The 26,373-nt window shown below is 64.5% G+C and carries 24 protein-coding genes and 1 pseudogene; 10 read left to right on the forward strand and 15 right to left on the reverse strand.

Translation table 11 applies throughout. The features are described 5' to 3' along the window. Positions 1–24 precede the first annotated feature (24 nt). Positions 25–1,671 carry an alpha/beta fold hydrolase gene (locus ACFVJ3_RS41180; protein ID WP_378457545.1) on the forward strand — a complete coding sequence of 549 codons (1,647 nt, stop codon included), beginning with the start codon at positions 25–27 and terminating at the stop codon, positions 1,669–1,671. Positions 1,672–1,791: 120 nt separating this feature from the next. Beyond that, positions 1,792–3,084 (forward strand): wax ester/triacylglycerol synthase domain-containing protein, encoded by a 1,293-nt coding sequence (locus tag ACFVJ3_RS41185; RefSeq protein WP_378457546.1) that lies wholly within the window; start codon positions 1,792–1,794, stop codon positions 3,082–3,084. An 83-nt stretch (positions 3,085–3,167) separates the two neighbouring features. Here the strand turns inward: ACFVJ3_RS41185 and ACFVJ3_RS41190 are convergent, their stop codons facing one another. The 12 genes from ACFVJ3_RS41190 to ACFVJ3_RS41245 all read right to left on the reverse strand — a co-directional run bounded on the left by ACFVJ3_RS41190 (position 3,168) and on the right by ACFVJ3_RS41245 (position 15,646). Beyond that, positions 3,168–3,611: a DoxX family protein gene (locus ACFVJ3_RS41190; RefSeq protein ID WP_378457547.1), complete on the reverse strand. Its 444-nt coding sequence runs from the start codon at positions 3,609–3,611 to the stop codon at positions 3,168–3,170. A gap of 551 nt (positions 3,612–4,162) precedes the next feature. Then, entirely contained in the window at positions 4,163–4,429 is a 267-nt protein-coding gene (locus ACFVJ3_RS41195; protein WP_378457548.1) for a YdeI/OmpD-associated family protein, read from the reverse strand. 622 nt (positions 4,430–5,051) lie between these two features. After that, a complete protein-coding gene (locus ACFVJ3_RS41200) occupies positions 5,052–5,204 on the reverse strand; it encodes a hypothetical protein (RefSeq protein WP_378457549.1) in 153 nt (50 codons plus the stop codon). Beyond that, positions 5,201–6,394: an NADP-dependent malic enzyme gene (locus tag ACFVJ3_RS41205; RefSeq protein WP_378457550.1), complete on the reverse strand. Its 1,194-nt coding sequence runs from the start codon at positions 6,392–6,394 to the stop codon at positions 5,201–5,203. The genes ACFVJ3_RS41200 and ACFVJ3_RS41205 overlap by 4 nt, the downstream gene beginning before the upstream one ends. Before the next feature lie 132 nt (positions 6,395–6,526). Continuing rightward, entirely contained in the window at positions 6,527–7,042 is a 516-nt protein-coding gene (locus tag ACFVJ3_RS41210) for a DUF5134 domain-containing protein (RefSeq protein WP_378457551.1), read from the reverse strand. A 586-nt stretch (positions 7,043–7,628) separates the two neighbouring features. Further along, positions 7,629–8,066, reverse strand: a complete 438-nt coding sequence (locus ACFVJ3_RS41215; RefSeq protein WP_378457552.1) for a carboxymuconolactone decarboxylase family protein — start codon at positions 8,064–8,066, stop codon at positions 7,629–7,631. A 146-nt stretch (positions 8,067–8,212) separates the two neighbouring features. Next, positions 8,213–9,121 carry an alpha/beta hydrolase gene (locus tag ACFVJ3_RS41220; protein WP_378457553.1) on the reverse strand — a complete coding sequence of 303 codons (909 nt, stop codon included), beginning with the start codon at positions 9,119–9,121 and terminating at the stop codon, positions 8,213–8,215. A 52-nt stretch (positions 9,122–9,173) separates the two neighbouring features. Further along, positions 9,174–9,584, reverse strand: a complete 411-nt coding sequence (locus tag ACFVJ3_RS41225) for a cupin domain-containing protein (RefSeq protein WP_378457554.1) — start codon at positions 9,582–9,584, stop codon at positions 9,174–9,176. 101 nt (positions 9,585–9,685) lie between these two features. Next, positions 9,686–10,531: a MoaF C-terminal domain-containing protein gene (locus tag ACFVJ3_RS41230; RefSeq protein WP_378457555.1), complete on the reverse strand. Its 846-nt coding sequence runs from the start codon at positions 10,529–10,531 to the stop codon at positions 9,686–9,688. A gap of 62 nt (positions 10,532–10,593) precedes the next feature. After that, the gene (locus ACFVJ3_RS41235; protein WP_378457556.1) at positions 10,594–11,889 is read right to left on the reverse strand and encodes a cytochrome P450; all 1,296 of its coding nucleotides are present in this window, start codon (positions 11,887–11,889) and stop codon (positions 10,594–10,596) included. A 28-nt stretch (positions 11,890–11,917) separates the two neighbouring features. Further along, entirely contained in the window at positions 11,918–12,850 is a 933-nt protein-coding gene (locus ACFVJ3_RS41240; protein WP_378457557.1) for a PDR/VanB family oxidoreductase, read from the reverse strand. A gap of 471 nt (positions 12,851–13,321) precedes the next feature. Further along, positions 13,322–15,646 (reverse strand): ATP-binding protein, encoded by a 2,325-nt coding sequence (locus ACFVJ3_RS41245; RefSeq protein WP_378457566.1) that lies wholly within the window; start codon positions 15,644–15,646, stop codon positions 13,322–13,324. A 62-nt stretch (positions 15,647–15,708) separates the two neighbouring features. Here ACFVJ3_RS41245 and ACFVJ3_RS41250 point away from each other — a divergent pair, with 62 nt between their 5' ends. The 6 genes and pseudogenes from ACFVJ3_RS41250 to ACFVJ3_RS41275 form a co-directional block, all read left to right on the forward strand. Beyond that, positions 15,709–15,966, forward strand: coding sequence for a hypothetical protein (locus tag ACFVJ3_RS41250; protein ID WP_378457568.1), 258 nt, complete (start codon positions 15,709–15,711; stop codon positions 15,964–15,966). Positions 15,967–16,078: 112 nt separating this feature from the next. Then, entirely contained in the window at positions 16,079–16,990 is a 912-nt protein-coding gene (locus ACFVJ3_RS41255) for an AraC family transcriptional regulator (protein WP_378457567.1), read from the forward strand. Between the two features lie 619 nt (positions 16,991–17,609). Further along, on the forward strand, positions 17,610–18,602 hold the full coding sequence (locus ACFVJ3_RS41260) for an NADP-dependent oxidoreductase (protein WP_378457558.1): 993 nt from the start codon (positions 17,610–17,612) through the stop codon (positions 18,600–18,602). A gap of 638 nt (positions 18,603–19,240) precedes the next feature. Then, positions 19,241–20,506, forward strand: coding sequence for a hypothetical protein (locus ACFVJ3_RS41265; protein ID WP_378457559.1), 1,266 nt, complete (start codon positions 19,241–19,243; stop codon positions 20,504–20,506). 230 nt (positions 20,507–20,736) lie between these two features. Next, on the forward strand, positions 20,737–21,069 hold the full coding sequence (locus ACFVJ3_RS41270) for a hypothetical protein (RefSeq protein WP_378457560.1): 333 nt from the start codon (positions 20,737–20,739) through the stop codon (positions 21,067–21,069). 251 nt (positions 21,070–21,320) lie between these two features. Next, positions 21,321–21,410 (forward strand): annotated as a pseudogene (locus tag ACFVJ3_RS41275) (transcription initiation protein); the annotation flags it as partial. Positions 21,411–21,548: 138 nt separating this feature from the next. Here ACFVJ3_RS41275 and ACFVJ3_RS41280 read toward each other — a convergent pair. From ACFVJ3_RS41280 to ACFVJ3_RS41290, 3 genes are read right to left on the reverse strand one after another with little or no spacing between them, the layout of a single operon-like run. Then, positions 21,549–23,093: a YdiU family protein gene (locus ACFVJ3_RS41280; RefSeq protein ID WP_378457561.1), complete on the reverse strand. Its 1,545-nt coding sequence runs from the start codon at positions 23,091–23,093 to the stop codon at positions 21,549–21,551. 60 nt (positions 23,094–23,153) lie between these two features. Then, positions 23,154–24,356, reverse strand: a complete 1,203-nt coding sequence (locus ACFVJ3_RS41285) for an NAD(P)/FAD-dependent oxidoreductase (RefSeq protein ID WP_378457562.1) — start codon at positions 24,354–24,356, stop codon at positions 23,154–23,156. A 10-nt stretch (positions 24,357–24,366) separates the two neighbouring features. Then, positions 24,367–24,516, reverse strand: coding sequence for a hypothetical protein (locus ACFVJ3_RS41290; RefSeq protein ID WP_378457563.1), 150 nt, complete (start codon positions 24,514–24,516; stop codon positions 24,367–24,369). A gap of 84 nt (positions 24,517–24,600) precedes the next feature. Between ACFVJ3_RS41290 and ACFVJ3_RS41295 the strand changes: the two genes are divergently transcribed. Together ACFVJ3_RS41295 and ACFVJ3_RS41300 are read left to right on the forward strand one after the other, a co-directional pair. After that, positions 24,601–25,239, forward strand: coding sequence for a TetR/AcrR family transcriptional regulator (locus ACFVJ3_RS41295; RefSeq protein WP_378457564.1), 639 nt, complete (start codon positions 24,601–24,603; stop codon positions 25,237–25,239). 91 nt (positions 25,240–25,330) lie between these two features. Then, entirely contained in the window at positions 25,331–26,239 is a 909-nt protein-coding gene (locus ACFVJ3_RS41300; protein ID WP_378457565.1) for an LLM class flavin-dependent oxidoreductase, read from the forward strand. Positions 26,240–26,373 lie beyond the last annotated feature (134 nt).

Consider the following 26,373-nt stretch of genomic DNA (forward strand, 5'->3'; position numbering starts at 1 on the left):
GACTACGAGGGGGATCGCGAAAGTATGCCGGGGATCGATGGGCACTTGGACTCGAGGCAGCGCGCGGGCGCGAGGTTTGCACGGCGTACGCGATTTGTCGCCCTCGTCGGCGGCCTCACCGCCACACTCGCCCTGGGGGCGGTACCGCTCGCCACCGCACAGCCGGCACCGGGTGACGATCTTCGCTGGGGGTCCTGCCCGGCCGAATACGAGCTGGACCCGGCATCCGATCAGTGCGCCTCGGTCACCGTTCCCCGCAACTACGCGGACCCCGCCGCCGGCACGATCGACGTGCTGGTCACCCGCCACCGCGCCGAGGATCCCGGCTCGCGCCGCGGCGTGCTGTTCACCAATCCCGGTGGGCCCGGCGGAGACGCGATCGGCTCGAACAGCATGTTCGTCGAGATCCTGCCCGACGCGGTCCGCGCACAGTGGGACGTGATCGGTGTCCAACCGCGCGGGCTTCCCTACGCCGGCGCGGTCGAGTGCGTGCTGGCCCCTGAACAGACGACGGCGATGAGCCTCGGCTTCGGCGGTGCTGCGACGCGTAACGCATGCGAGTCCGCTGCGCCGGGCACCACGGCGCACCTGACAACCGAGAACACCGCGAAGGACTGGGAGCAGGTCAGGCTCGCACTCGGCGAGGACGTCATCGACATCTACGGCCTCTCGTACGGCACGATTCTCGGATCCACCTATGCGACTCTCTTCCCTCAGCACACCGGTCGCATGGTCCTCGATTCCGCGGTCGACCAGAAGTGGCTGTGGAACGACGTGTTGTGGCAGCAGAACGACGGCTACAAGGATCGCTTCTACGACCTGATGGACTGGATCGCCGCCCACGAAGACACATACGGGCTCGGTGACACTCCACTGAAGGTGTATCAGCGGTGGTCGGACCGGATCGTCGAGGAAGCCGGCGGGAACCCGACCCTCGCGCCACCACCCGCCCAGATCGGTGACGTACCGCCCGGCTTGCAGGCCGTTGCGGATGCTTATCGCCGTGGGGTCGATCTCACCGGACCGGCACGCGTTCAGTTCGAGGCCTTCGTCCGTGGCCTCGCCGACCCGTCGCACACCCAGATGTCGTCCAGCATCTACGTGATGACGCGGCAGGTGCTTCCCGCCCGCAACAGTTGGCCGCTCATGGCTCGGGTGATCCGGGACGGTCGAGACGCGATTCCCGACGGCACCGCGATGGACGACCTGACGGAGCAAGAGTACGAGCGGATTGCCCAGGCCCAGATGATGCAGTCACTGGTCCTGTGCAACGAGAACAATGTCGCCGCCCGGCCGGACCGCATTCCGGGTTGGCTCTTCTCCACCTTCGTCACCGGAGATCTCTTCGACCTCATCGGGTACAGCTACAGCGCCGGGCCCGAATGTGCCGGTGCGCCGCCCGTTGTCGCGCTGCCCACGTTGAGCAATCGAGGACTGGTAACGGCCCCGCTCGTCCTGCAGGGAATGCGCGACCCGCAGACCCCCTATCAGGGCGGAGTTCAGCTCGCCCACGACATGGGGGCGCACCTCGTCACCGTCGAGGGAGGAGATCACGGTGCGGGGATCCAGGGTGGCAACGCCGTCGTCGACCAGGCCGTCACCGAGTACCTCGAGACCGGGCGCACCACTGTCACCCACGCCCCCGAGGCGCCGATCACCGCACCGCTGTGAAGTCCGGGGCCGGGCCGCGGACGAACTGATACAGGCAAGCAACACACTCCGGGTCCGTGCTGAGCTGCGGGATCGACGTTCCTGGTTCGAAAAGGTGCAGACCCGAATAGACTTGCCGAGGTGAGCCGCGAGGATCCCGATCGGCTGTCCGCCGACGACGCACACATCCTGGGGCTCGAATCGGCGGTGATAACCGGCCACACGCTCAAGCTCGTCGTTCTCGGGCCGGCCACCTCCCCGCTCGACGTCGAGGCTCTGCGAACTGCCGTGGCGGAGCGGCTTTCGAGCCAGCCGCGAGCGACGCAACGGATCGATACCTCGGGACCGGAGCCGCGCTGGGTCGAGGCGACCGCATTCGAGATCAGAGACCACATCCGGCGCCGGGAAGAGCCCGAGTGTGCCTCGCGTGACGATCTGTGGCGGGCCGTCAGCAAGCTGATGTCCGAGCACCTCGACCACGAGCGTCCACTGTGGACGTTCGATCTGATCGGCCCACTCGGCGACGGGCGTGAAGCGATCGCGGTCCGGATCCATCACGCGATGGCCGACGGGATCAGCGCGGTTCGCTTCCTCGACGACGTCCTCTGGGATCGGCACCTCGAACCGCCCCCGCGAGAATCGCGACCGGGCCTTCGCGCCGCTTCGCCGCAACGGTCGCGGGTCGACGAAGCACTGCGGATGCCCGCGGCTGTGCATCGTGAGCTCGGCCATCGCGGATCACACTCGCCCTTCGACCGCCCGATCAGTGCCGCCCGCGAGCTCGCCTTCACCGTCGCCCCGCTCCCGGAGCTGAAGGCGATCGGCGCCTCACGCCCTGGTCGAGCAACCGTCAACGACGTACTCCTCGCGATCGTCGCCGGCGGCCTGCGAAGCTGGCTCGGCGCCGGCGACACGGCCCTGCCGCGTCTCCGTGCTCAGGTTCCGGTCAGCCTGCACCACCGGGACGAGGGAGCGGGCGAACTCGGAAACCGCGATTCCTTCCTGAACGTCGATCTGCCGCTCGCCGAGGCGGATCCGCTCACCCGACTCGACCGGATCAACGCCGAGACCAGCAAGCGAAAGCTCCTCGACGACGCCGAAGAGCTGTTCGATCTCTTCCACGCTCTCGGACGCGTGAAGCGCGTCGAAGAAGTTGCGCAGCGACTCGCCGGCAGCGCGCGCGAGTTCAGCCTCTCGATCTCCAACGTCCCCGGCCCGGCTGTGCCGGTCAGCGTTTCCGGACGCCGGGTCGAGCGGCTTTTCTCCTCCTCCGAGCCCGCCGCACACCACGCGCTGCGGATCTCAGCGATCTCCTGCGCCGGGATCGTCGGTATCGGGCTCTGCACCGACCCCGAGGTGCTGCCCGACGTTGCCCGGCTGGCGGTGGCGATGGAAGATTCATACGCCGAATTGCGTGACGCCGCGCTCACATAGTGTGCGCGGTGCACGATCTGACCGTTCGCGTGGGGACGCGATTCCGTTCGGTACAACGGCATTCGCTGGCAGGCCAGGTTGGTTCAGGCGCGTCGGACAGGCATCATCGATCGCACCCGCGCGTCCCGCAGGTACAGACCGCCCCACACGAAGATGCCGACGTAAATCGGGAACAGGGTGGTGCTGACGATCGGCTGCTCGGTGAGCATGTTGGTCGCGACGGCTCCACCGAGGTATCCGGTCAGGAGCACCGCGCCCAGGATCACCGTGGCGGGCACGATGTAGAGAATCAGGCACACCAACAGAACGACCCCGATGACACGGTTGAGGTTCTCGGCAAAGCCCAGCTCGGCCATCGCCTCGCGCACCATTTGCGTGTTCGCGATGTGGATGAGCGAGTCGAACAGGAGAAACAGCACAACGAGGGCGCTGACGACCAGTCCGGCAATTCTGGCCTTCTTCGTGGTTCCGCCCGTCGGCGCCGGTGTCGCGTTGGAGGTTCCCGTGGAGGGTGGTGTCGATGTCATGAGACTTTCTCCTTGTTGTTCATGAAGCGATACACCGCTGACCGGTAGCCCCTGCCCGTCGGCGTAACGCGGGCGTATCGACTGCTCCCGCACGCTTCGTGTCTACTCACACCAGTACAGACCAGAGACGACGGGAAAACTCACCGGCGCTTGACGGTCCGCCGCCAGCCCGGGAAACTGCGCAATCCCTGCCGGCCCCGAACATTCTCGTGGAGATCATGATCATTGTCACGGCAGCCTACTGAGCGTAATGCGGACTCCTATGCGGTCACGGCACTCTTTCCGATGGCGTGCGCGAGCGGAATCAACCCGCCGACGGCCTCGACTGCAGGGTGTTCTCGTCGTCACTCGCCGGTACTGCACTCCGTCGCCGTCGGGGTTGAAGACGAGGTGAAGCACCCACCCTCCGTGCTGACGCGACAAGCGGGCCATTCATCAGAGATGCACCGCGATGCCAGCTCGTCGTTCCCAACCCCATCAGCAGGGCTGGCATCGCTTGACACCAACACCATTAGCGTACGCACGGGGGCGAGGTAATGCGGAGGGTTCTACTACTTACCGGTCTTTTCCCGGTGGCTACAACCAGGCCAGCAGCATGGGCGGCGCTTGCCTTCAGCCAGTTCGGTATGCGTCCTCTCGATTCGACGCGCTCTCGTTTCGTCGAGCTTGGCATCCTCGACCCAGCAGATCCACTCGTTGCGTGCCAGTGGGGTGATGTCATTCCACGCTTTGAGCGCCGGGCCGTCGTCGTCCAACGCCGTTCGTAGGTCTGCTGGCACGCTATGCACCGTGCCGCTCGGGACCGTGCGCTTACCCATGTTTCGAGACTACCGACTGTCGCCGAGGTAGGGCGGGCCGTAGCCACCGGTGTTGATCCAGGGCGGGCCTGCCTTACTTTGGCGCGGTCGTCGCAAGTGAGGCCGCGTGATGGTGAGTTCCACTGCAATCGTGGACGGCCGGGTGAGCCTGAAGTCTGGTCTAGGTTGATGCGGTGAAGATACCCACGAGCGCATCGGTCGTCTCGGTGCTGTGCGCTGCGTCGGTGGGCTGTTCGTAGTGCCGCAACTGGTCACCACGGGGATGGTCGAGCCTGGCCGCTTCTCGGTCTGATGGTGCTGCTCCCGACCCCGGTCGGTTTGATCGCCGCGTTGGTGGGGGCGGTAGCGGGCACGATCGGGCTCGTCCGAAGCGCTGATCGGACGTGGGCCGGCGCGTTGATCACGCTGGGGCAAGTTTTGACGTGGATTTTGGCCACCGTGATCGTGGTGTGGTCGCAGGCGTATGGTTCGACGGGGTGGGAGTTGTTGATACTGCCGGCATCGCTGATGCTGGGGCAGGTTGTGGTCGCATCGGGCTTGATATCGTCCATGGTGAGTCGTCGCAGAGCCATCCACGCCAAAGTCGGATTCACGCCAGCGGGTCGGATCTGCTGTCAGTTCATCATGAAATACCGAGATACTCGGCAGTGCCATCGTCTCTGCCTGTTTTCGAGCGGGTGGTCAGGGCGCCGAAGCAAGCAATGCCCATGTTGACGTGAAAGCCGACAACGGATACGGCCGACAACACGCCGTAGGCGGTACAGCGCAGTGTCATGTGGTGACGCCTTTTGCGTGAGCGGCGGCGGCGACTGCCTCCGCGACAGCGGGGGCGACGCGAGGATCGAGCGGGCTGGGAACGATCTTGTCTACAGCCAGCTCGTCACCGACGACCGAGAGGATTGCCTCGGCGGCGGCGAGCTTCATACCTTCGGTGATCCGGCGGGCACCGGCGTCCAGCGCACCACGGAACACCCCGGGGAAGGCCAGCACATTGTTGATCTGGTTCGGGAAATCACTGCGCCCGGTCGCCACGATCGCCGCATGCCTGCGGGCGATGTCCGGGTGGATCTCCGGGTCCGGGTTCGACAACGCGAACACGATGGAGTTCTCCGCCATCGTCGCGATCAACTCCTCCGGCACCGTGCCCGCGGACACCCCGAGGAACACATCCGCCCCGTCGAGCGCTTCGACGATGCCGCCGCGGCGGCCGGCCGGGTTGGTGCGCGCGGCCAGATCCACCTTGACCTCGTTCAGATCGTGGCGGTCGGTGGAGACGATGCCCTTGGAGTCGAGGACCGTCACATCGGCGATCCCGGCGGCGAGCAGGATGTTCGCGCAGGCGACGCCGGCGGCGCCGGCACCGGAGATGACCACCCGCAGCTCGCGCAGGTCCCGGTCCTGGACCTTGACCGCACCCTTGAGGGCGGCCAGGACGACGATGGCGGTGCCGTGCTGGTCGTCGTGCATGACCGGGCAGTCCAGGGCCTCGATGACCCGCTTCTCGATCTCGAAGCAGCGCGGCGCGGAGATGTCCTCCAAATTGACCGCCCCGAAGCTCGGGCGCAGCCGGATCAGGGTCTCGACGATCTCGTCGGGGTCCTTGGTGTCGAGGACCAGCGGGATCGAGTTCAGGCCCGCGAAACTCTTGAACAGGGCGGACTTGCCCTCCATCACGGGAAGGGAGGCGCGGGGGCCGATGTCCCCGAGGCCGAGCACCGCGGAACCGTCGGAGACGACGACCACGAGGCGGCTGGTCCAGGTGTAACGATCGGCGAGCGTTTCGTCGGCGGCGATGGCGCGGGACACCTGCGCGACGCCGGGCGTGTAGGCGATGGACAGGGCGCGCTGGGTATCGAGGGCGGTCGTGGTCTCGACCGAGAGCTTCCCCCCGATGTGGCCGGCGAAGATCTCCTCGTCGGTCAGCTCGACCTTCTGCGGTGCGGTGGATTCGGACACAATGGACACGGAAACTCTTTTCTCTGAATGAGTCTGTGAATGCGAAGTGGGCGAGGACTCTGCTCGGTGCTCAGGGTTGAGGGTGGTGCGTCGCTGCGGGGCGGCCGATTCCTCGACGGTCTTCTCGGATCCGTGCGGGCTTCAGACGGCCATGGGGGCCATGCCCAGGATCATCAGTGCGGATCCCGCCGCCGCGGTCCTGACGCCGGATCGGCGTTCGCGGCGCGGGGTGGAGCGAAAGAGGTGCAGTGTCAACAGCGCCCAGCACACGAGCACGAGGAGTGGAAGCCAACCTGTCGAGATTCCAGCGCCACCGTGGTGGTGGCCCGGCGGCACCGGCGCCGCCGGGGCGGGGGCGGACGTCGGGGCCAGGAGCAACAGCACCCCCATGGCGGTGAGGTCCACCGCGCAGGGAACGGCGGTCCGGCGGTGCATCGTCTCACCGGTGACGAACACGGCGAGGGCGATGAGGACGGCACCCTCCAGCAGGTGAATCCCCGCCGGCACGCCGGGGATCATCATCGCGACCATGGACACCGCCATTGCGCCGTGCGCGATCCGCACCCGGCAATCCGTGCCGTGTGCCCGCCACATCGGCACGACCGCGCCGACTGCTCCGACGAGCATCGCCGCGTACGCGACAGGGGTCTCGAACATCGTCACACTCGGATCGGGGGAGTGAGTTCGCCGCGTTCCCCGACATCCGCTCGGTAAGAGCGGTGGCGGCTACTGCGAAGACTCTGTCGCTGCCGAAAGTGATCACTACATCGAACCTCGTCAGCGTGTAGACCGATCCTATGGTGATCACAGCGGCATAGGCCACGGCCGGCATGGTGCGACGGGGGCTCCGGGAGTGCTTGCCGCAGATCGCGCCATCCTCGTAGGCCATGCACGATAAGATCGCGAATATTATTGCGACAGAGAATGAGACGCCAACGACGGGTGGGGGACTGGCCCCCGTGGGGTTGATACCGGAGCCACCCGCTCGTCACCAGGATCCCGAGGCGGACACCGAAAGGTACATCCAGCGGATCCGGCCTACTCCTGGCCCGACCCATCCAACTCTTCCTCACCATCTGCGACCCAACCTTTCACTGACCCCACGGCTCCACCTCGGACAAGTACTCACTCAGCGCCCCGCAGAGACGCACGCTCGGCGATGCCCTGGCGGCACCACAAACATCACGGTTCCCTGACACGATCCGTTCTCGGCCCTCCGCGAAAGCGCCGAGGGCCGAGAACTTTACGGTGCCACCGGGTAGTGGCTGGTGATCGCGACCCGGTTCCAGGCGTTCATCACGGTCGCGAGCCAGCTGATCGCGGACACCTGTTCGTCGGTGAGGGAGCCGTCATCCCAGGTTCGCTGTTCCGGGACGGCGAGAGAGGTGACCTGTTCGGCGAGAGCGAGCGCAGCGCGCTCCTGGTCGCTGAAGTACTGCGACTCCCACCACGCTGCGACGACCGCGAGTCGATCCGTCGTCTCGCCCTTGGCCAGAGAGTCGCGGGTGTGCAGTCGAAGGCAGAAGGCGCAGCCGTTCAGCTGGGAAACGCGGATCTTCACCAGCTCCACCAGGAGCGGGTCCACTCCCGCACTGTCCAGGGCCGCCTTCACTTCCGCATCCAGCTTCATCAGGCTCTGGTAAACGGGCGGGTGCTGCTTGCCGATATTCACGCTGGTCATAGTGTTCCTTTCGAGTAGGTTGTCGAGTAGGTGTGTTGGCCGGCCGGGCAGTCCGAGCTCGAGAAGGGTGATCGTGGACGTCCACGATGCGACCAACCATGCTCGTGCACGCAGCCTCGGCGTAAGACCAACGTCGACGAAATGTTTCAGCCGATTGCACGGTCGACGTGAGCTGCTATCACCTCGTACATCCGCCGTGTTATCTCGGTCTCGTCGGTCATGATGTCGTAACCGTGGTCGACACCGCGTACCTCGACGTATTCGGCCAGCGAGCCGACCGCCTCGAGCTTGTCCGCGTAGCGCCTGGCTTCATTGCGCAGTCGGTCGAACTCCGCGGTGATGACCAAAGCCGGTGCGATACCCGTGATGCCGTTGGCGTTGTCTCCCCATGCCGGCGATACGAACCGATGGCTACGCTGCGCGCGGTCGGGAGTGTAGGCGGTGTCGAACACCTCACACAACCACGGCTGCAGGACGGCTTTCGAGCCCAGCGGTGATGGCTTGCGGGAGGGGGGCGTCACAATGTCGAGCGGCGGGTAATGCAGAATCTGCAACGAGATGGCGGGGCCGCCGTTTTCCAGCGCCATCCGCGACACGGCTGCCGACAAATTGCCTCCTGCGCTCTGGCCACCCACGCACAACCGCGTGCCGTCCCAGTCACGCTCCGGTGCTGATGCCCACTGAACTACGTCGTAGAACTGTTCGGCGGGCGTAGGAAACCGTTTGTCCGGGGCCAACGCATAATCCGTATTGAGTACATAAACATTGGCATGGGCGGCAAGGAAGCGGCACCAGGCGTCGTCCTGTTCTCGGTGCCCCACGACGAAGCCGCCGCCGTGAGCATTCACATACACCCCAGGTTTGCCTGTCGGTGACTGTGGGGGATAAATGGTCGCGGCGACCGGACCGTGGCGCGTTTCGATGCTGATATCGGTTGTGCGGATGGTGATTTCAGGGAACCGCGGTTCGCTGGCAGGGTGGATCGCAGCGTTGATCTTGGCGGCGAACCTGCGGGCAACGATGTCGGCCACCGGCCGTCGCGACAGTATTGACATGAATCCTCATTCCGTTTCGATTCGATCGCACGACGTCTTGTCGGGGCGACGGCTAGCCCTGGTGCTGGCGTGCGCTGGGGTGACGTAGATGATCGCGAGCGATGATCTCTTCTGGTTCGAGCATGGTGATCATGTCCACGCCGGGAGCGCAGATGCACACCGCGACAAACCGGCTCCAAGCCTCCGGATCCGGATTTGACACCTGGTAGTGCACGACGTCACCTCCAGGTTCCCAGAAAGCTTCACCCGCAACGATTTCTCTGGGCTCCTCACCTTCCAGCTCAAAGAAGATCCTGCCCTCCAGCACATAACCGAACACCGGCCCGGAGTGGCGATGCGGCGCGAGTCCGGGGTCGGCCGGTGGGAGTTCGACGAGTTGTGTCATCGCATGCGAACCCTCGGGAATAGCGGGCGGAGTAGCACAGAGGAGATCGGTGACCTCGACGTTTCCTTTAGCCAACATGGTGTGTCCTTTCAGAAGATAGCGGTAGCACGACCGCGAGGTGCGGCACGTCCGCGTCGGGTTGTCGGTATTTCAGTGTGTGGTTATGGTGTGATGCCCCATCAGCGCGCGAGCGCTCCGCGGGGGGAGGTATCGGCTTTCTGCACCGTGTGACTGAGTAGCTCGCCTACTGCACCGAACGTGAAGTGCGTTGGCAATTCACCGGTCTCGTCCAGCCCGAAGAGGGCCCCGTAAGATCGCAGGGACGTGATGTCGCGGTGATCGGCAATTGTGACCGATGCGCAGGGGATCACCTTCTCCCGCGAGGCAAAAACGTAAATTCCAGGGCGTAATTCATAGGTCGTGCACTCGTCGGTGTCCGCAAGGCCGGCCGCGGGCCCGGCCAAGCAGTGCCACGTGTACGAATGCGGTCCAAGGTAGACGTGCTCGTAGCTGTGTTCGTCGCTGTAGGTCCACAGCGCTCGTCGTCCCAGGAGTGCGGTCGTGGGTGCCGGCTCTGGTCCGCGCGTCTCCAGTCCCTCGATGCGGCCCTGCAGGAAGTTGTGTTGCACCCGGGTCCGACCTTCGGTTGGATCTCCGATCGTGCTCACGATGGCTAGGCTGCGTCCGGATTCGAAGTCGAGGACGAGGCTGACTGCTACATTCGGCACGTCATCTCGATGATGGAATTGTGTGTACACCAATCCTTCTGCGACATCGAAGGCCTCGTAGTCGTCCCTTCCGGAGAGCGCCGGGTGCGGGTCGCCGGTTCCGGGCTCGTAGCTCCATTCGACGGTGGTTGTGTCGAAACGATGCGACACCCGGCTACCCTGCGAGTTCGTAAAGGCGATCTCGCGGCCGGCCACACTGCTCGACCTGACGGCTTTGTTGCCGTCGAATCCTGGCGCAAGTCCGTCCAGTGACGGCCAGGTCCTGGTATCAGAGAAGTCGATGGAGTTGGTGGTCATGCGTGCTTTCTCCGTTCGTAGCGTTCGGTAGACCGGGGGAGCGCTGGGCGCCCGGGCGCCGTTCAGGTGAGGATTGGGTTCTTTTCGACATCCCAACTGACATGCAGCGACTCAGGGCCTCGGAACGAGGTGTTCGGAACGTAGTGGAACTCCTGTTGGTCAAGAGTCATGTGAGGCAGTCGTCGCGTCAATTCTTCCAGATAGATGATCATCTCGAGCCGGGCGAGATGGTTACCTAGGCACATGTGCGTGCCCGCGCCGAATGCGATGTGCGGTCTGGCGTCTCGGTCGATGTCGAATCGTTCGGGATCGTCGAACACCGAGCCGTCTTGGTTCGCCGACGCGATCACCATGAGGATCTTTCCGCCTGCGGGAATCGTGACGTTGCCGACCTGCACGTCTTGCTTCGCGACTCGGCGCCAGGCGGCCACCGAGGGATTGAATCGCAGGCACTCCTCGACCGCCGCGGGGATCAGAGATGGCTGAGCACACAGGCGATCCCACTGGTCGCGGTTCCTCAACAGAGTGACGACCGCGTTCGCGGTGGCATTCGTCGTAGTTTCGTGGGCCGCCATCGCGCCGCCCATGACGTTCGTCTGCAGCCACGTGTCGGAGATGACGTCTGGGTGTTCGCGCTGCATCTTGATCGCATGGCCCAGCCACCCTGGTGGATCGTCGAGTTCCTTGAGTTTCCCGATGACGCGCTCACCCATCTCCCAGAACTGGCCCAAGCCGTCGGCGGCACGCACTTGCTCCTCGGGAGTTGGACGCCCCCACACGAACTCGGTCATCGACGTGGCGAGCTTGCGTACGGTGCCGACGTCCTCTTCGGGAATCCCCAAGAACTGCAGGGCAACCAAGCAGGGTATGTCCCAGAGCATCTCGGCGACCAGGTCGGCATGGCCCTGCTCGACGAAGCGATCGATGTAGGCGTTCGTCGTATCCCGGATGTAGGGAGCGAGAGGGTCGATACGGTCGGGCATGAATGCTGGAGCGTTCAGCCGGCGGTACTGCCGATGCATGGGCGGGTCGGAATCCGCGAGGACGGGGCAGGGTGCGAAGTTGTACTTGCCGAGCTGCGCGCCCGCCTCCTCGGAGGGGGGTGTGACCGGCGTCAGTGTGATGGCTGCGGAGAACTGATTGAATTGGCTGAAGACTGATTTCACGTCTTCGTGCCGCGTGACGACCCAGTAGTCCGAGTCGTCGTTGTAGAACACCGGCTGACTCTCGCGGGCCCATGCCAGCGAGGCTCCCGGATTCTCCTGATATTCGCGGTCGAAGAACGAGAATCCTGCGGCGGTATGAGCGACTGGGCACCCGGTTGTCGGTTCGTTACTGCTCACAGCGGCGCTATCCATGGGTATCTTTCCTCTCTTCGGTGGGCTGTCAGAGGTCGAGTTTGATTTTTGGACACGCGGCTCGACTGATGCAGATCATCAATGTGCTGTTTTCTTTCTGCTCTGTGGGACTGAGGACTGAATCACGGTGGTCAGCTAGGCCCGACACGATGTCTGTTTCGCAGGTTCCGCAGGTGCCCTCGGAGCAGGAGAATGGCGCGGGTATGCCGACGGCCCGTGCTGCGTCGAGAATTGATTGATCCGGTCCGACTGAGACGGTGATCCCGCTTCGCACGAATTCGACTTCGAATTTATCGAGGACCGGCGCGTCCGTTTGAGTCTTGGGAGTGAACCGCTCCAGATGAATCTCGCCGACATTGTCGAACTCGGCGGCCATCGCCTCCACAGCACACAGCAGACTCTCCGGGCCACACACAAAGACCGCGGTATCGGGAGTGACACCGGCGAGGATGCGAGCGAGATCGATGCGGCCGTGGATGTCTGCCGGCACCAAGGTCACGCGGTCGCGGTGAGCCTGTTTCAGGTCGTCCGCGAATGCCATGTTGCGTCGGCTGCGGCCCCCATAAATCAAGGACCATTCGGCTCCTGCTCGATGGACTGACGTGATCATCGGGAGGAGCGGGGTGATTCCAATTCCTCCGGCGATGAACAGATACTGGGGCGCTTCGACGAGGTGAAAGTTGTTGCGTGGCCCACGAACGGTGATGCTTTCGCCTTCGCGTAATTCGTGATGGAGGCGTGTGGAGCCGCCTCGGCCGTCGGGTTGGTACAGGACGCTCACTTGCCATGAACGAAGGTCGCTGGGTTGTCCGCACAGGGAGTACTGCCGGACCATGTCCGGTCCGAGTACGAGGTCGATGTGTGAACCCGGCGTCCACTCAGGGAGGTCTCTACCGTCGGCGCGGACGAGAGTCAGCTGCGTGATGGTGTCAGTGATCGGCGTCTTGGCCTTGACTTCCATCGCGAGATCCTCGCGTGCCTGATTCTCGGTGTCCGCCCGCCGAGGCTGTTGACCGGAGTGTCCGGCCTCGAACTGCGATGCCATGGGGACTCCTTCGAATTTCGGCCGGATGCCCCGGCGTGGACTTTGCTGCACCAAGCCACGTCGCGACGCGTTGGACTGGTGCGTCGCCGGCTGGGTGCCGTTGTAATCTGCCTCACTGTGCGACTACTCACATGGGGCAGATCACGGTAGGGGGTACGGAAGTTTCGGATCTCCGTACCGGGTGCGGCCAGCGGGGCACCCGGCGAAACGGCTCTGACCTGCGAGGTCTAACGGCGGATACCGTCACGTGCCGGACTGGGGTGGATCACTGGTCGGAGTGACCGGCCCAGCGTGTCCGTACCGCTCGACGACTTTCAACGGATCGACTGGACGGTGGGTTCGAAGGCGTCCAACTCAGCACGTTCGTGCTGCGAGTTCGTAGTCCGGTCAGCGGGACTGTCCGATGTACCACGAGGCGATCTGGCTGCGCGAGACGAACCCCAGGCGCGTCATGATGTTCTCGATGTGGCTCTCCACGGTGCGCACGGAGATCACCAGAGCCGCTCCGATCTGTGGGCTGGTCAGCCCTTTCGATATCAAGGCTGCGATCTCCTGTTGCCGACTGGTGAGCGCGGGTGGTTCATCCTCGTGAATCGAATCGGCGACCTGTTCCGCCAATGCATAGGCGATGATTCCCGTCGGGGATCGCTTTGCTCCCGTCTGTAGAGCTGTCGACAGCGCCCGTGGCGCCATAACCTGCTCGAGCTGGCCGCGACAGACGGAGTGATAGCCGGTGAGGTTCGGCCCGAACGCCGCCAATTCCGTACCCGTGCGTCGCCAAAGGCTTCGAGACGCCCCGATCAACTGTGCCGCTCGCTCGAACTGACCGGTTGACCCCGCTATCCACGCGAGAAGCTCGGTCATCAAGGCGGTGCCCAGGGACGGGTCAAAGACGCGGTGATCGCGAAGCGCGTCGGCCGCGGTCGCATGCGCTGCGGTGAAGTCGCCTTGCAGCCAGTGGTCGAGGCCTTGGCTCCACTTCAGGTAAGAGCGCGCCCATCGTTCATCTCGTTGTCGGCACACGGACAGCGCCGACGTGCTGACGGCCAAAGCGTCCGCGCTGCGGCCGCCGAGGGAAAGCACGACGGCGTATTCGAAGGACGCCATCAGCCATTCGGCGGTCTCTCCGACGTCGGCCAGCTCTCGCAGCGCGACCTCGAATTGACTCTCGGCCTCGGCAAGGTCGCCGCGAAGCTGTGCGGCGAGCCCCCGCAGACCGAGGCAGTGGGCCGCCGCGTCAGCGAGGGCAAGCCGCGTCGCCAGTGCTTCACACTCATCGAGGCGCCGTGCTGCCACCTCATGGTCGCCCTGGAGAAGGCACACCCTGGCCGCGACCCACAGCGCTTTTGCCCGGGCGGGCGTGGGCGCTCGGTCACCGTCGGGTGCGTCGAGCGCTTCGTCCACCCATCTGCGACCCTCGGCTATGTATCCATCGGCGTACCAGCGGTATCGCAGTCCGGCGATCAACTCGAGCTGATAACTGTCGCCTGGGGCGGCGGTTTCCAACGCGGCTCGGAGATTCTCCCGCTCGACGCGCATCCACTTGGCTGCGGCGGCTTGGTCGGGCCCACACCAGGAGCGTTCCAGGTCTTTGACCACGTCGAGAAAGTACTGTCGGTGGCGGCTGCGGAACCTCTCCGAGTCCCCCGTCAGTGCGAGTATCTCTGCGCCGTACTCCCGGATGGTTTCCAGCATCCGGAAGCGCATCGAGGATTCTTGGCCCTCGACGCCCAGGATGGACTGATTCACAAGGGAACCCACGAGATCAAGCGTGGTTGTCGTAGGGTGGCCGCTGTCCTCGCCGTATCCGTCGCAGCACACGCCTTCCGCCGACGTCAGGTCGAAACTGCCAGCGAAGACGGATAGGCGTGCCCACAGATGGCGTTCCGGTTCCGTGCAGAGTGCAAAACTCCAATCCACGAGCGATCGGAGAGTCTGTTGGCGCGGTGCGGCCGACCGACTTCCTACTGTGAGCAGCCCGAATCGGTCCGTCAGACGTTCCAGGATCTGGTCAATGGAAAGAATGCGCATTCGGGCGACAGCGAGTTCGATTGCCAGCGGAATTCCCTCCAGCTGAATGCACAAACGCGCCGCTGCGGCAGCATTGTGCTCGTTGAGGACGAAACTGGGGGAGGCAGCCTCTGCACGTTCTTGGAGTAGTCGGATCGACTCGAACTGCGACAAGGATTCAATAGTGACTGGCGCCGCGTCATCGGGAACGGTGAGTGGAGGTACTGGATATAGGAATTCTTCTGTCACCATCAACGACGTGCGGGTAGTGACAAGAATTCGAGTCGAGGGTGCATGTCGCAGTATTTCGCTGACCAGAGCGACGGACCCGCGGAGTACGTGTTCGCAATTGTCGAGAATGAGCAGGATCTCGCGATCACGAAGATATTCGATTAGCTTCGCAGTGGCGTCACGATTCGACTGGTCTACAATTCCTAGCGCATGGATGACTGCAGCCGGCACATCGCCTCCGTCCGAGACGGGCGCCAAATCGACAAAGTACACGCCGTTATCGAAAAGGTGATTCATCTCGTCGGCGACTTGCAACGCCAATCGGGTCTTGCCAACTCCCCCCGGCCCGATCAAGCTCACCAGCCGTCCGCCCGCCAGACGGTCGCGGATCTCCTTACGCTGCTGACGCCGACCGATGAAGCTGGTTGCGGTAGAGGGAACGTTGCCGCTGCGAGTTCTCGCCTTTGACACGACACCTCCACGTTGCGACAGTCGTAGTGAAAATATGGTAACCCGGGCGGTGCGCCGTCTGAATGCCGAAGCCCGGGTTCGAGGACGGCGCCACCGGAACCCGGCCAGGCGGGTCTGCATCGTGCGCGGCCGCCACACGCGACGACGACCGCGCATCCGGACGAGTTGAGCCTGAGTCCACCGGCCGGGTCGAGGTCCTGCCCGGCCTGGCCGACCGACCGTTCACCGTCATCGACTCGCTACTGCGTCCGGTCTACGGCCACGCCACACAACGCACCTCATATGTCCTCCGCTCCCTTCTGATTCTCCAATGCGTGTGATAAAAGATAGGTACGGACACGTCGTGTGGCGATCCGTTCACCGCGAGGCGGATCCACATTGCGCGAGAGTTTTTCCGGTACAGAGTCAAGCGGCGAGCATCCGGGGAGTGACCTGAGACATCCCGATTGGGATGCGGTGTCCCACGCAGTATCCGACGCCTACTTTCCGCATAGGCTCGTGCCGCTGGTAGCCTCCAGCCCCGCTGTCTCTCCCGGGGTATCGGCTCTGCATCTCGGCCCGCTGCGCATTGTCCGAATCAATTGGGGTGCTGATGTTGCCGTTCACAGCGAGCATCCCGGCGCTATCGGGATCAACATCCCGCTTCACGGCGAGCTCGAGACCCGGATCAGAGGGCGACTCGTCGTGTCCACCCAGGGCTTTGCCACGGTCAACCCCGCCGATACACCAGCGGATATCACGCGTTGGCCCCGCGCTTGCACGATTCTCGGCGTCAAAATCGATCGGGACTTCGTCCAACGCGAGCTGTGGCGTGTGACAGGCCGAGCTGACGCAGTGATCCCCGATCAGATCGATTTGCGGAGGCCCGCTGCTGGCAGCTGGTTTCGACTCCTGACCAGCATTGCCGACCAACCCGTCGATGACGTGCTATTGACCAATCCGCATATGGCACAGGGGCTGGCGTCATCGCTCACAGACGGCTTCCTGCTCGCTGCCATCCCGAACGAGACCGAGGGTCGCTACGCTGTACGGCCACGGATCGTCACTCGCGTAATCGATGCTATTCACGCTGAGCCTGACCGTCTGTGGACCGCAGCGGAAATGGCCGACGTAGCCGGGGTCAGCGTACGACGCCTACAGGAGGGCTTTCGCATTCACCTCGGCAAGTCTCCCCGCGAATGCCTGACTGAGATCCGCCTTGCCGGCGTTCGAGCCGAACTCGCCTCAGGCTCGGCCCGTTCAGTGACCGACGTTGCGCTGAAATGGGGGTTCACTCATTTCGGCCGGTTCGCCGCCACGTTCCGGCAGCGCTACGGTGTGCCACCGTCTTCGTTATTGCACTGATTCGGCATCGCGGCTTCGTCTCCGAACCCACTGCGCCGAGCAACTACTCGGTCGAGCCCGGGCGCTCACGGCTCGCATCGGTACCGGGTGAATCCCGGATTCACATCGTCGACGCTATGCGGCACTGTGTGATGAACGCTGACCCCGACACACTGATTCCCGGTTCGCCGCGCAAGAGCCGGCGTGGCGGAATCTTGCTGTCGAGGGCCTGCCGCCGTCGAGGCATTGGTCCGGCTACTCCCGTGAGTGGCCCACGAATTCCGTGTGCAAGTGGCCCAAGCGGCGTCTCACCACCGTACTAGCCTCAGAGGGTGCTGGTTGCTGGAACCGTCAAGGGTCTTCGATCTGTTGTGTGTCGCGCGCCGTCGATTCCCCTTGGGTGCGTGCGATGACACTCGCGCCACATCGCCAATCGGGTCCGGTCTCCAGCTATGTAGCGCCGAGCCGCTTCATCGCGGTCTGCAGCTGCGCACCCGGTATCGACATGATCACCTTGCTCGAACCAGAAGCGATCGTGGCTCGCGATCATCTGCGCCACCCTGGCGCGCGCCAGCACAAGCGCTAAACCGTCGCTGCGACTAGACGTCGCGCGATCGAATCGAAACGAAATGAGGTTTCCATGCAAGCGGTCATCACTCGTGACCATAAATCTGGTGTCAGTGGACTGTCGGTGGCGGAAGTTCCGTACCCTCATGCGGCAGAGAACGACGTCATCGTGCGCGTACACGCCGCGAGCTTCACGCCTGGTGAACTCGACTGGCCCGGCACCTGGTCCGACCGTGCGGGACGCGACCGGGCACCAGCCATTCCCGGACACGAAGTCTCCGGAGTTGTCGCTGAATTAGGTTATGGCACGACCGGGTTGACCGTAGGTCAGCGCGTCTTCGGGGTCACCGACTGGGCCCGCAACGGTACGCTAGCCGAGTACGTCGCGGTCGAGGCCCGCAACCTGGCGCCACTGTCAGGCGGCATCGATCACGCAGTGGCCGCCGCCGTGCCGATCTCCGGGCTCACAGCTTGGCAGGCGCTGTTCGACCACGGGCGACTCGCCGCGGGGCAGACCGTACTAATCCATGGTGCCGCCGGCGCGGTCGGTTCGATGGCGGTGCAACTGGCGCTCGAGGCAGGCGCCCGGGTCATCGGCACCGGTCGTGCTCAACACGGTGACACGGTTCTCGGCCTCGGCGCCCACGCTTTCGTGGATCTGGATCGACACCGGCTCGAAGACCTCGACGAAGTCGACGTCGTGCTCGATGTCATCGGCGGCGAAACACTCGATCGTTCAGCGAAACTGGTGCGTCCCGGTGGTGTTCTCGTCACCATCGCGGAGCCCCCTCGGGTGGTGCCCGAGCACGGACCGGCGGTGTTCTTCGTCGTCGAACCCGATCGTGAGTGCCTGGTCCGCATTGAACGCCGGATCCGTGATGGCCGCCTGCGGCCGCCCGCGGTCAGCGTGATGCCTCTCGCTGAAGCCCCCGCTGCCTTCGATCGGAAACACCGTGCGGGCAAGCCGGTCATCCTGGTAGCAGCAGATGATCTGGGACGCGTCGGAACAAGGGCAGGTGGGACGTTGACGGCCTCCGGTCATCGTTTCGCTCATCTGCCGGCCTGATTGGGATCGCCGTAAGAGAAACGGGTTTCCGGCCGCTAATCTGAATGTGCGGATTAGTAGGTCGCGTGCCGGTGGAGCGCACCACTCCTACCGGCATGTCGTTCGCTGGTGCCACCGCTGCTCGGCAATGGGTGCCGGCCGAGATTCGCGGTCAGCGACAGTCGGCGTGCACGATCCTCGGGTTCGTGGAACTCCGGGAGTTCAATCGTGGCAACGTCTTGCCGGAGATCGTCCCGTCATACGGATGCCTTTTCGATGTTGACGATCATGTCACGTGGGGTGCGGACAATGGTGGATGGGTGGAGCGCCGTGCCGATCGCTCGATCGCTCCGACGACTTGCCCGCGCCGCACCCCACTCCACGCATGTCCGCAGCTGGGTGGCTTCAGTGCGGATGGGTGGGTAGATGTCTCACATCGCGACGTCCGCGGCTGACGCAGAGAACGGCCCGGTCCACCGTCGATCGGTGCAGTGGGCAAAACCGCCGTGCCCCGCATCGGGCTTCTGTCGTGGTCGCCGGCACACGCATTTCAGTACTGGTATTCACCCACACCGATTTCAACCATTAGCCGCTGGGTCGCTGAGCAGCCCAGGAAGGCGTTAGGGGCAACCATGTCAGAGTCAAACACACAGCCCGCTGTGCAATCAGTTCTGAAGCAGAAGACGCCGGCGGACCCGTCGCCGCATCCAAAACGGGGAATCCCGCAGCACTCCGAATTGGCCTTTCCTGGTGTACTACTCGGTGCAGCCTTCGTGGTCGGCATATTCGGAGTGCTTGCGATCATGCTGACAGCTGCCGCTTCCTTCATGAAGAGAGAAGTCGGACAAACCTACAGCGAACTGCTCGCGTCGGCCGGCGAGAACGACGTACTTGCGCGCATTCTGTGGGCACTCGGTGACATGACGGAACCACAGTCCTATGCATCAGGGATCGCGTCGATCGGATTGCTCTGTGGCGCAACAATTGCCTGGTTGGCGTGGAGGGCCCGCAAGCGGTTGGCGGGGATGCCGACCTTTTATGGCACCGGGCTATGGCCCTGGGTGCTCGGGTCGTCGGCGCTGAGCTTGCTACTGTCCAATCTCCTATTCGGATGGATGTTGGCTCAGGGATGGCAGCCCACATTCGTTCCTTTCGTATCTGTTCCTGCGTTACTCGTTCTTGTCTACGGCCGAGGGTGGGCAGTGCTCGTCACTGGCGCCGTCTCGGGCGCCGTCACCACCACACCGGTAGCGATTCTGCTGATTCGATTCGTCACCAGTCCACTGGAGCTGCCGAGTGTCGTGGCAATCACCGCCGCGATGTCACTGAGTGCGGCGGTGACGTTCACCGTCAGCCGCTATCTGCCGTGGATGCGACTCCCGGATACCCTCACGCCTGATGCGGGTCATCAGCAGCCTCTACCGGTGACGGTCGTGGGTCCACCCAGCGTTCTAAAAGATGCACTCTGGACTGTGCGCCGCGTTCTTGCCGACTTCACCGAGGCGCAGTTCTGTGCGAACGAATGGGCCAGCTTGGGCGTAATCATCGGCGTATGTACGGCTTTCATTCTGAACCCGCGGCTTCCGGCATTTGGGACCGAGCTACTGCCTCGCATTCTGTTTTCACAAGCTCTCGCGTCAGCACTCGGCGTTTTGATGTGGCGCCGACTTTACCGCGCCGGAGGATGGGCCCCGACCTTCATCCCGGTGGTGTCGGTGGCACCGGCTACTGTCATTGCCTTCAACGGGAGTGCGCTGGCCATGGTCTTGGGCGCGGCAGGGGGTGCCCTATTGGGCCCCATCATTGCCAGGCCGGTCATGATCCGTCTACCGAAGGACTTCCATCCCTTTATCGGGGTCACGGTCTCGATCGCCGCCACCAGCGCGATCATCGTAACTGCACTGCGATTTCTGCCCGGTAGCTAACCCGAACCAGGGGCGGCGGCAGCGTTCGGACCCCGGCGTGACAGGCACGGGAAGCTGATCTGTCGCTTCCGAATGCAGGAGGACAACATGCTTACAAGGATGGATGGCGACGACTTCGGTGAAGTGGTGGCGTCGATCTTGTGTGCAGTCAGCGCGACAGCGAATCGCACTGCTCGTATTCCTCTCTGTGGCGAGGTCGCTACTTCCGAGGCTTCCTCAGTGCCGACTCGATGAGTGAACTCCCCATGAACTCTCGCCAGTACCGCCAGTACCGCCAGTACCGCCAGTGGCGTCATAGGCGTCGCGCCGCGTGGATCGAAGCCAACCGCAAACGCAACCATCCTGACCCCGAGGCGGAGCACCTTATCGAATTCGCCATGATGTGGGCACCATTCGGTGGTGCTAGCGAGGAGGAGATCCTGGTGCGCTTCGGGATGACAGCGCGCCGTTTCATCGATCGATTGTGGCAGGTCATTCCCGAAGCGAACTGTGCCCAAGACGACATTCGACTTTTAGCGAGCGTGTACCCGCACTACCGCCGCACGGGCGGGCCAGGCAGCTAGCGGTCCGACTGGTCCCACGCGTGCGATGAGATTTCTGGCTGACCTCGGTGAGGGATCGTGTCAGCCCGCAGAATATTGCGCTGTGCAGGGGCTCCCGACAACATGACCGTCACACCACCTACCCCACGCGCATTCGGGCGTGTTGATCAAGTGCTTGATGCCGGCGGTGTCGGGGCCGCGGTGAGTGCGGTGGTGGAGTCGGCCTATTCCGCCGGTTGGGGTGGGCGGGCGAGTCTTGTGCGCGCCGGCCCGAGGCGGCACTGGAATGGGCTGCAAAGATCGCGGTTGCCTGTCGGTGCGCGCAGGAGGTGCGCGCGTTCCAGTACGATCCCGCCAGCTGACGGGGTTCGACGTCTCGGGCAATCGCATTCGCTCCGGCCAGATTTAAATAGCGTTCGACGGCGTTACGTTCTGGCGACGAATCGTCGGCGAGAAGTTTCCCTCGACACGAACGTCGCCGTGCAACTCCGTCCTGGAAGTTAAGTGCCGCAGAAGGTTTGGAAAGACTTGCTGAATGACGGTGGGGCGGGTGTGGTGTAGTCGGACCACTCGTCGCGGCGGTCGAACGGATGCGTGACGACCTCCAGTAGCTTCTCGAACGGAGCGAGCTCACCGTCGGTCGCGGTGCGCAACGCAGCATCGAGCTGATGATTGCGCGGGATGTACAGCGGGTTGACGCAGTCCATCGCGTCCGCGGTCTCCGCTGCCGGACGCCCGTGTGTCGTCAGGGCGCCGCGCCAGCGTTGCAACCATGGCCCGATGTGCTCGGGTGGCACGAGGCCGTCGAGAGGTGTCGAATGTCCGCGTAGTTCGTCGGCGAGAGCACGGAAGGTGCCCGTCCAGTCGGCACCGTGTTCCTCCATCAGCGTCAGCAGGTCGTGGACCAGCGCTCGGTCGGAGAGTTCGCCGGCCACACCGAGCTTTGCCGCCATACCGGCCGTGTAATGGCCGTCGTAACGCTCGTCGAAGGTCTCGAGAACTGCCGACACCGCGGTAATCGCGTCATCCGGCGCGGAATCGATCAGGGTCAGTAGCGTTTCCGCGAGGCGCGCCAGATTCCACTTCAGGACAGCGGGCTGGTTGCCGAACGCATACCGGCCGCCGTGGTCGATCGAACTGAACACTGCGGCCGGGTCGAACGCGTCGAGGAAGGCGCACGGACCGTAGTCGATGGTCTGGCCCGAAATGGTCGTGTTGTCGGTGTTCATCACCCCGTGCACGAAACCGGTGAGCATCCACTGCGCCACCAGCGACGCCTGCGCCTCCACCACCGCCTCGAAAAACGCCAGGTAGCGGTTACCGTCACGCCCCGGCGGCAGTTCGGTCAGCTCCGGGTAGTGGCGGGCGATCGCGTAATCGGCGAGCGGCTGCAACACCTCACCCTGCCGCACCGCGTATTCGAAGGTGCCCACCCGCAGGTGACTGGCCGCGACCCGGGCGAGCACGGCACCGGGCTCGGCGCCGGATCGATGAACGTGCTGGCCCGTCGCGACCACCGACAGTGCGCGCGTGCTGGGGATGCCGAGGGCGTACATGGCCTCGCTGACCAGGTATTCGCGCAGCATCGGGCCGATTACCGCGAACCCGTCGCCGCCCCGGGAGAACGGCGTGCGCCCCGAGCCCTTGAGGTGCAGATCCACCCGCTGCCCATCACTGCTGGTCAGCTCGCCGAGCAGCAACGCCCGGCCATCCCCGAGGAGCGGTGCGTATCCGCCGAACTGATGGCCCGCATACGCCATCGCCACCGGCTTGGCCCCGGTCGGCGCCGTCGATCCGGACAGCACGCCGACCCCGTCCTCGCTTCGCAGCGTCTTGACATCCAACCGCAGCGACGCCGCAAGGTGCTCGTTGAGCACGAGCAACGTGGGGTCCGGCGCATCGGCGCCCTGCCACGGCACCGTCAGGGCGCCCAGCTCGTCGGCGAACGTGCTCTCGAGGCCGGCCACCGCTGTGTTCGTGCCCACCGTGGAATCCGGAGTTGCAGTCATCCTGCGAGGGTAACCACCGCGCGGAACGCCGCGCACCCGATGGCACCGGTGCCACCGCGAGTACGGCCTGGTGCGCACGCGCAAGGGAATGTGCGTTCAAGCGTTGGCATGTGCGAGGACTGACGCGATGTTCGGCGGAGAGTAGACCTCTCGGATGGGCACCGACCCGCCGAGGACGCCGAAGATCCGCTCGACTACTTCCGGTTGGGCCGCGGCCGCTCTGTAGAACTCCGTGAGTCCGTTCGAGAGCGGCGCGAGGCGGGCCGTGCTGAGCGCTAGTTCGAAGCCGTTGGCGGTGAGCTGGTCGCGCTGACGTTGGTAGTCGCCGAGTGCGTCGTCGACGGGACGGCCGGCGCGCGTGCTGTGGATGGCCTCCGCGAGGAGGTCGGCGCTGAGGAACGCATCGGCGATGCCCATTCCCGTGGAGGGGTCCTTGTGGTGGCCGGCGTCGCCGAGGAGCGCCCAGCCCGGTCCGACCGATGTTCGGTACTGGTTGGGTAAGTCGGCAGTACCGACGAAACGTTGTTCGCGGTGGCCGGAGGCGACCGTGTCACGCAGTCCTGGCACCAGATCGAGGGCGGCGTGAAAGCTTCGGTCGAGGTCTGTGCGGACGCGCGCAAATTCCCTGCGGGGCCAACCGACGTAGATGCAGGTGAGCCCGTCGTTGGTGGGCCAGACCAGGATCAGCTGGCCCGTTCTGGCGTGGAACGACGCGCGCACATCGCCGAGGCCACTCCAATAGGAGTAGTACACGCACGTCAGCGGCGGATGGTGGTTGTAGACGCGAGCAGCGACTCGCCGCGCGACGGTCGAGTGCAGGCCATCCGCGCCGACGACCAGCGGTGCCCGCAACGACACCGAGCCGCCGAGACCTCGGCGACGGCCGCGCACGCCCGATACGCGACCATCCGCCCACACCACGTCGTCGACGACGACGCCGTCGATCAGTTCGGCGCCCGCCTCGACGGCCGCCTCGACCAGCACCGTGTCGAGAACGGTCCGCCGCGGGCAGTACGCGGCGGTCTGCCCTTCGACGCCCGGCCCGATACCCGACATCTGCACCGGGCCGACGTCGAAGGTGATCTGCTCGATCGGTGCGCAGCCGCGGGCGTGCAACCGATCGAGCAATCCCCAGTCCCGCAGTCGTAACGCGGCACGTTGCCACAGGAAGTGGGTGGACATGGTGTCGCTGGGAAACGACGCGCGATCGACCACCGCGACACGGTGCCCGCCGCGTGCCAGAAGCATCGCCAACGACGCGCCTGCGCACCGGGCGCCCACCACGATCACGTCGAACATCGCGCCTCACTCAATCCGAAATCCCGTTTCTCGCGCATCGCAAGCCGACCGGCTGCCCCGCAGCGAGTGCCTTCACATCGGCGGTGTGCAGCGCAGTGCCGCCGATGCCCCAATGTCCGCTGCCGATTTCCTCGACGACCTTGACGTCGATGAACGGCATCACCGACTCCTTTCTTCGGGCCAGCCTGAATGCCGGCTCAAATGAAAAATAGCACGATCGTTCGTGCTGTACTAGGATCAGTTCATGGCACAGAAGCGGAACACGACCCCAGGGGCCAAGACGCGGGAGACCGTGCTGCACGCGGCCGCCGACATCGCATCGGTCGAGGGTCTGGACGGACTCACCATCGGGCATCTCGCGAGCCTGACCGGGATGAGCAAGAGCGGGCTGTTCGCCCACTTCGGCTCGAAGCAAGACCTTCAGCTGGCCACCATCGAGGTCGCGCGCCAGCGTTACGTGCGCGAGGTGGTCACACCGGCGCTCGGATCTGGTCCGGGCATGCAACGCCTAGCCGCCCTCTGCGAGTCGTTCCTGTCGTATGTCGAACGGGGAGTCTTTCCGGGGGGATGCTTCTTCGCTGCCGCGATGGCCGAGTTCGACGGCAAGACGCCCGGCCCGGTCCGTGACGCCGTCACCGAGTGTCAGCGCCAGTGGATGGGGACCCTCGCGCAGGCGGCACGCGACGCACAGCAATCCGGTGAATTGTGCACCGACACCGATCCGGACCAGCTCGCGTTCGAGCTGGAAGGCACACTGCTGGCGGCCAACTCATATTTCCATCTCTTCGCCGACACGCGCTATCTCGACCGCGCCCGCCTCGCGGTGCGTACGCGCCTGTCGAGTGGAGCATCGACACCAGAACGGACGGCAACCCGCTCATGAGCACCCACACAGCCGGCAACCTCGCCTCCGGCGTCAGCGCTACCCGGCGCGGCCTCGGTATCTGCGTGACCCACTCGAAACGCGCCGTGAGGTGATCCTGCATGTCGCCCGCCGCGCCGAAGATCTCGGCTATGACGGGTTCTTCCTCGCCGAAGGGTGGAGCCAGGATGCCGCCGTTCTGCTCACCGAAATCGCCACCAAGACCGAACGAATCACCATCGGTACCGGCGTGCTCAGCGTCTGGGGCCGCACCGCCGGCACCCTCGCGATGCTCGCCACCAGCCTCGACCAGGTCTCACACGGCCGTTTCGTCCTCGGCTTGGGTGCAAGCAGTCCACAGCTCGTCGAAGGACTGCACGACCAATCGTTCACCGCACAGGTCCGTCGACTGCTCGACGGGGACCGGGTCCGCCCGACGGCGACCCACGACCACCGGCCCCTGCGGCTGGGTGTCGCCGCGCGCACCGGCCTGCCGATCTACCTCGCCGGACTCGGCAACAAATCCATCCAACTCGCCGGCGAACTAGCCGACGGCTGGACGCCCTTCTTGGTCCCTCGGTCGTGGTTGCCCTGCGGAATCGACCTGCTCCAGCAGGCGGGCGCCCGATCCGGCCGCACCACACGCTCCTTGGTGTGCCCGGCCGTCCCCACCGCCGTCGCGGCCGATCACGCCACCGCCCGCGAGATCGCGTCGTGGTGGGTCGCGTTCTACCTCACCAGCATGGGCTCGCTCTACCGCCGCTCGCTGAGCGAACGGGGATACCGCGACCAGGTCGCGGCCGTGCTCGCCGGCAACCCGACCCACGACACCACCGACGTGCCGGCCGAAGCCCTTGTTCTGCTCGACGAGCTCACCGTCTGGGGCACACCCGACACTGCTCACGACCAACTCCAGCACTGGTACACCGCAGGCGCCGAGATGCCGATCCTCACACTCCCACCCCACCGCACCATCGCCGAACTCGACTACATGCTCGAAACCATGCGCCCACACCCCTGACGTTCCGTTCTGCGAGGGCGAAGGCGCGCGTCTTTGGCTTACGGGTACGGTGATCGTGCGGCGAGCCCCTGTGCGGCCGCCGCGGCGCGCACGGCGTCGATCACCAGTTGCAGCGGTGGTCGGTGTGCTGCTGT

The organism is Rhodococcus sp. NPDC127593 (assembly GCF_042671975.1).
Lineage (GTDB): Bacteria > Actinomycetota > Actinomycetes > Mycobacteriales > Mycobacteriaceae > Rhodococcus_F.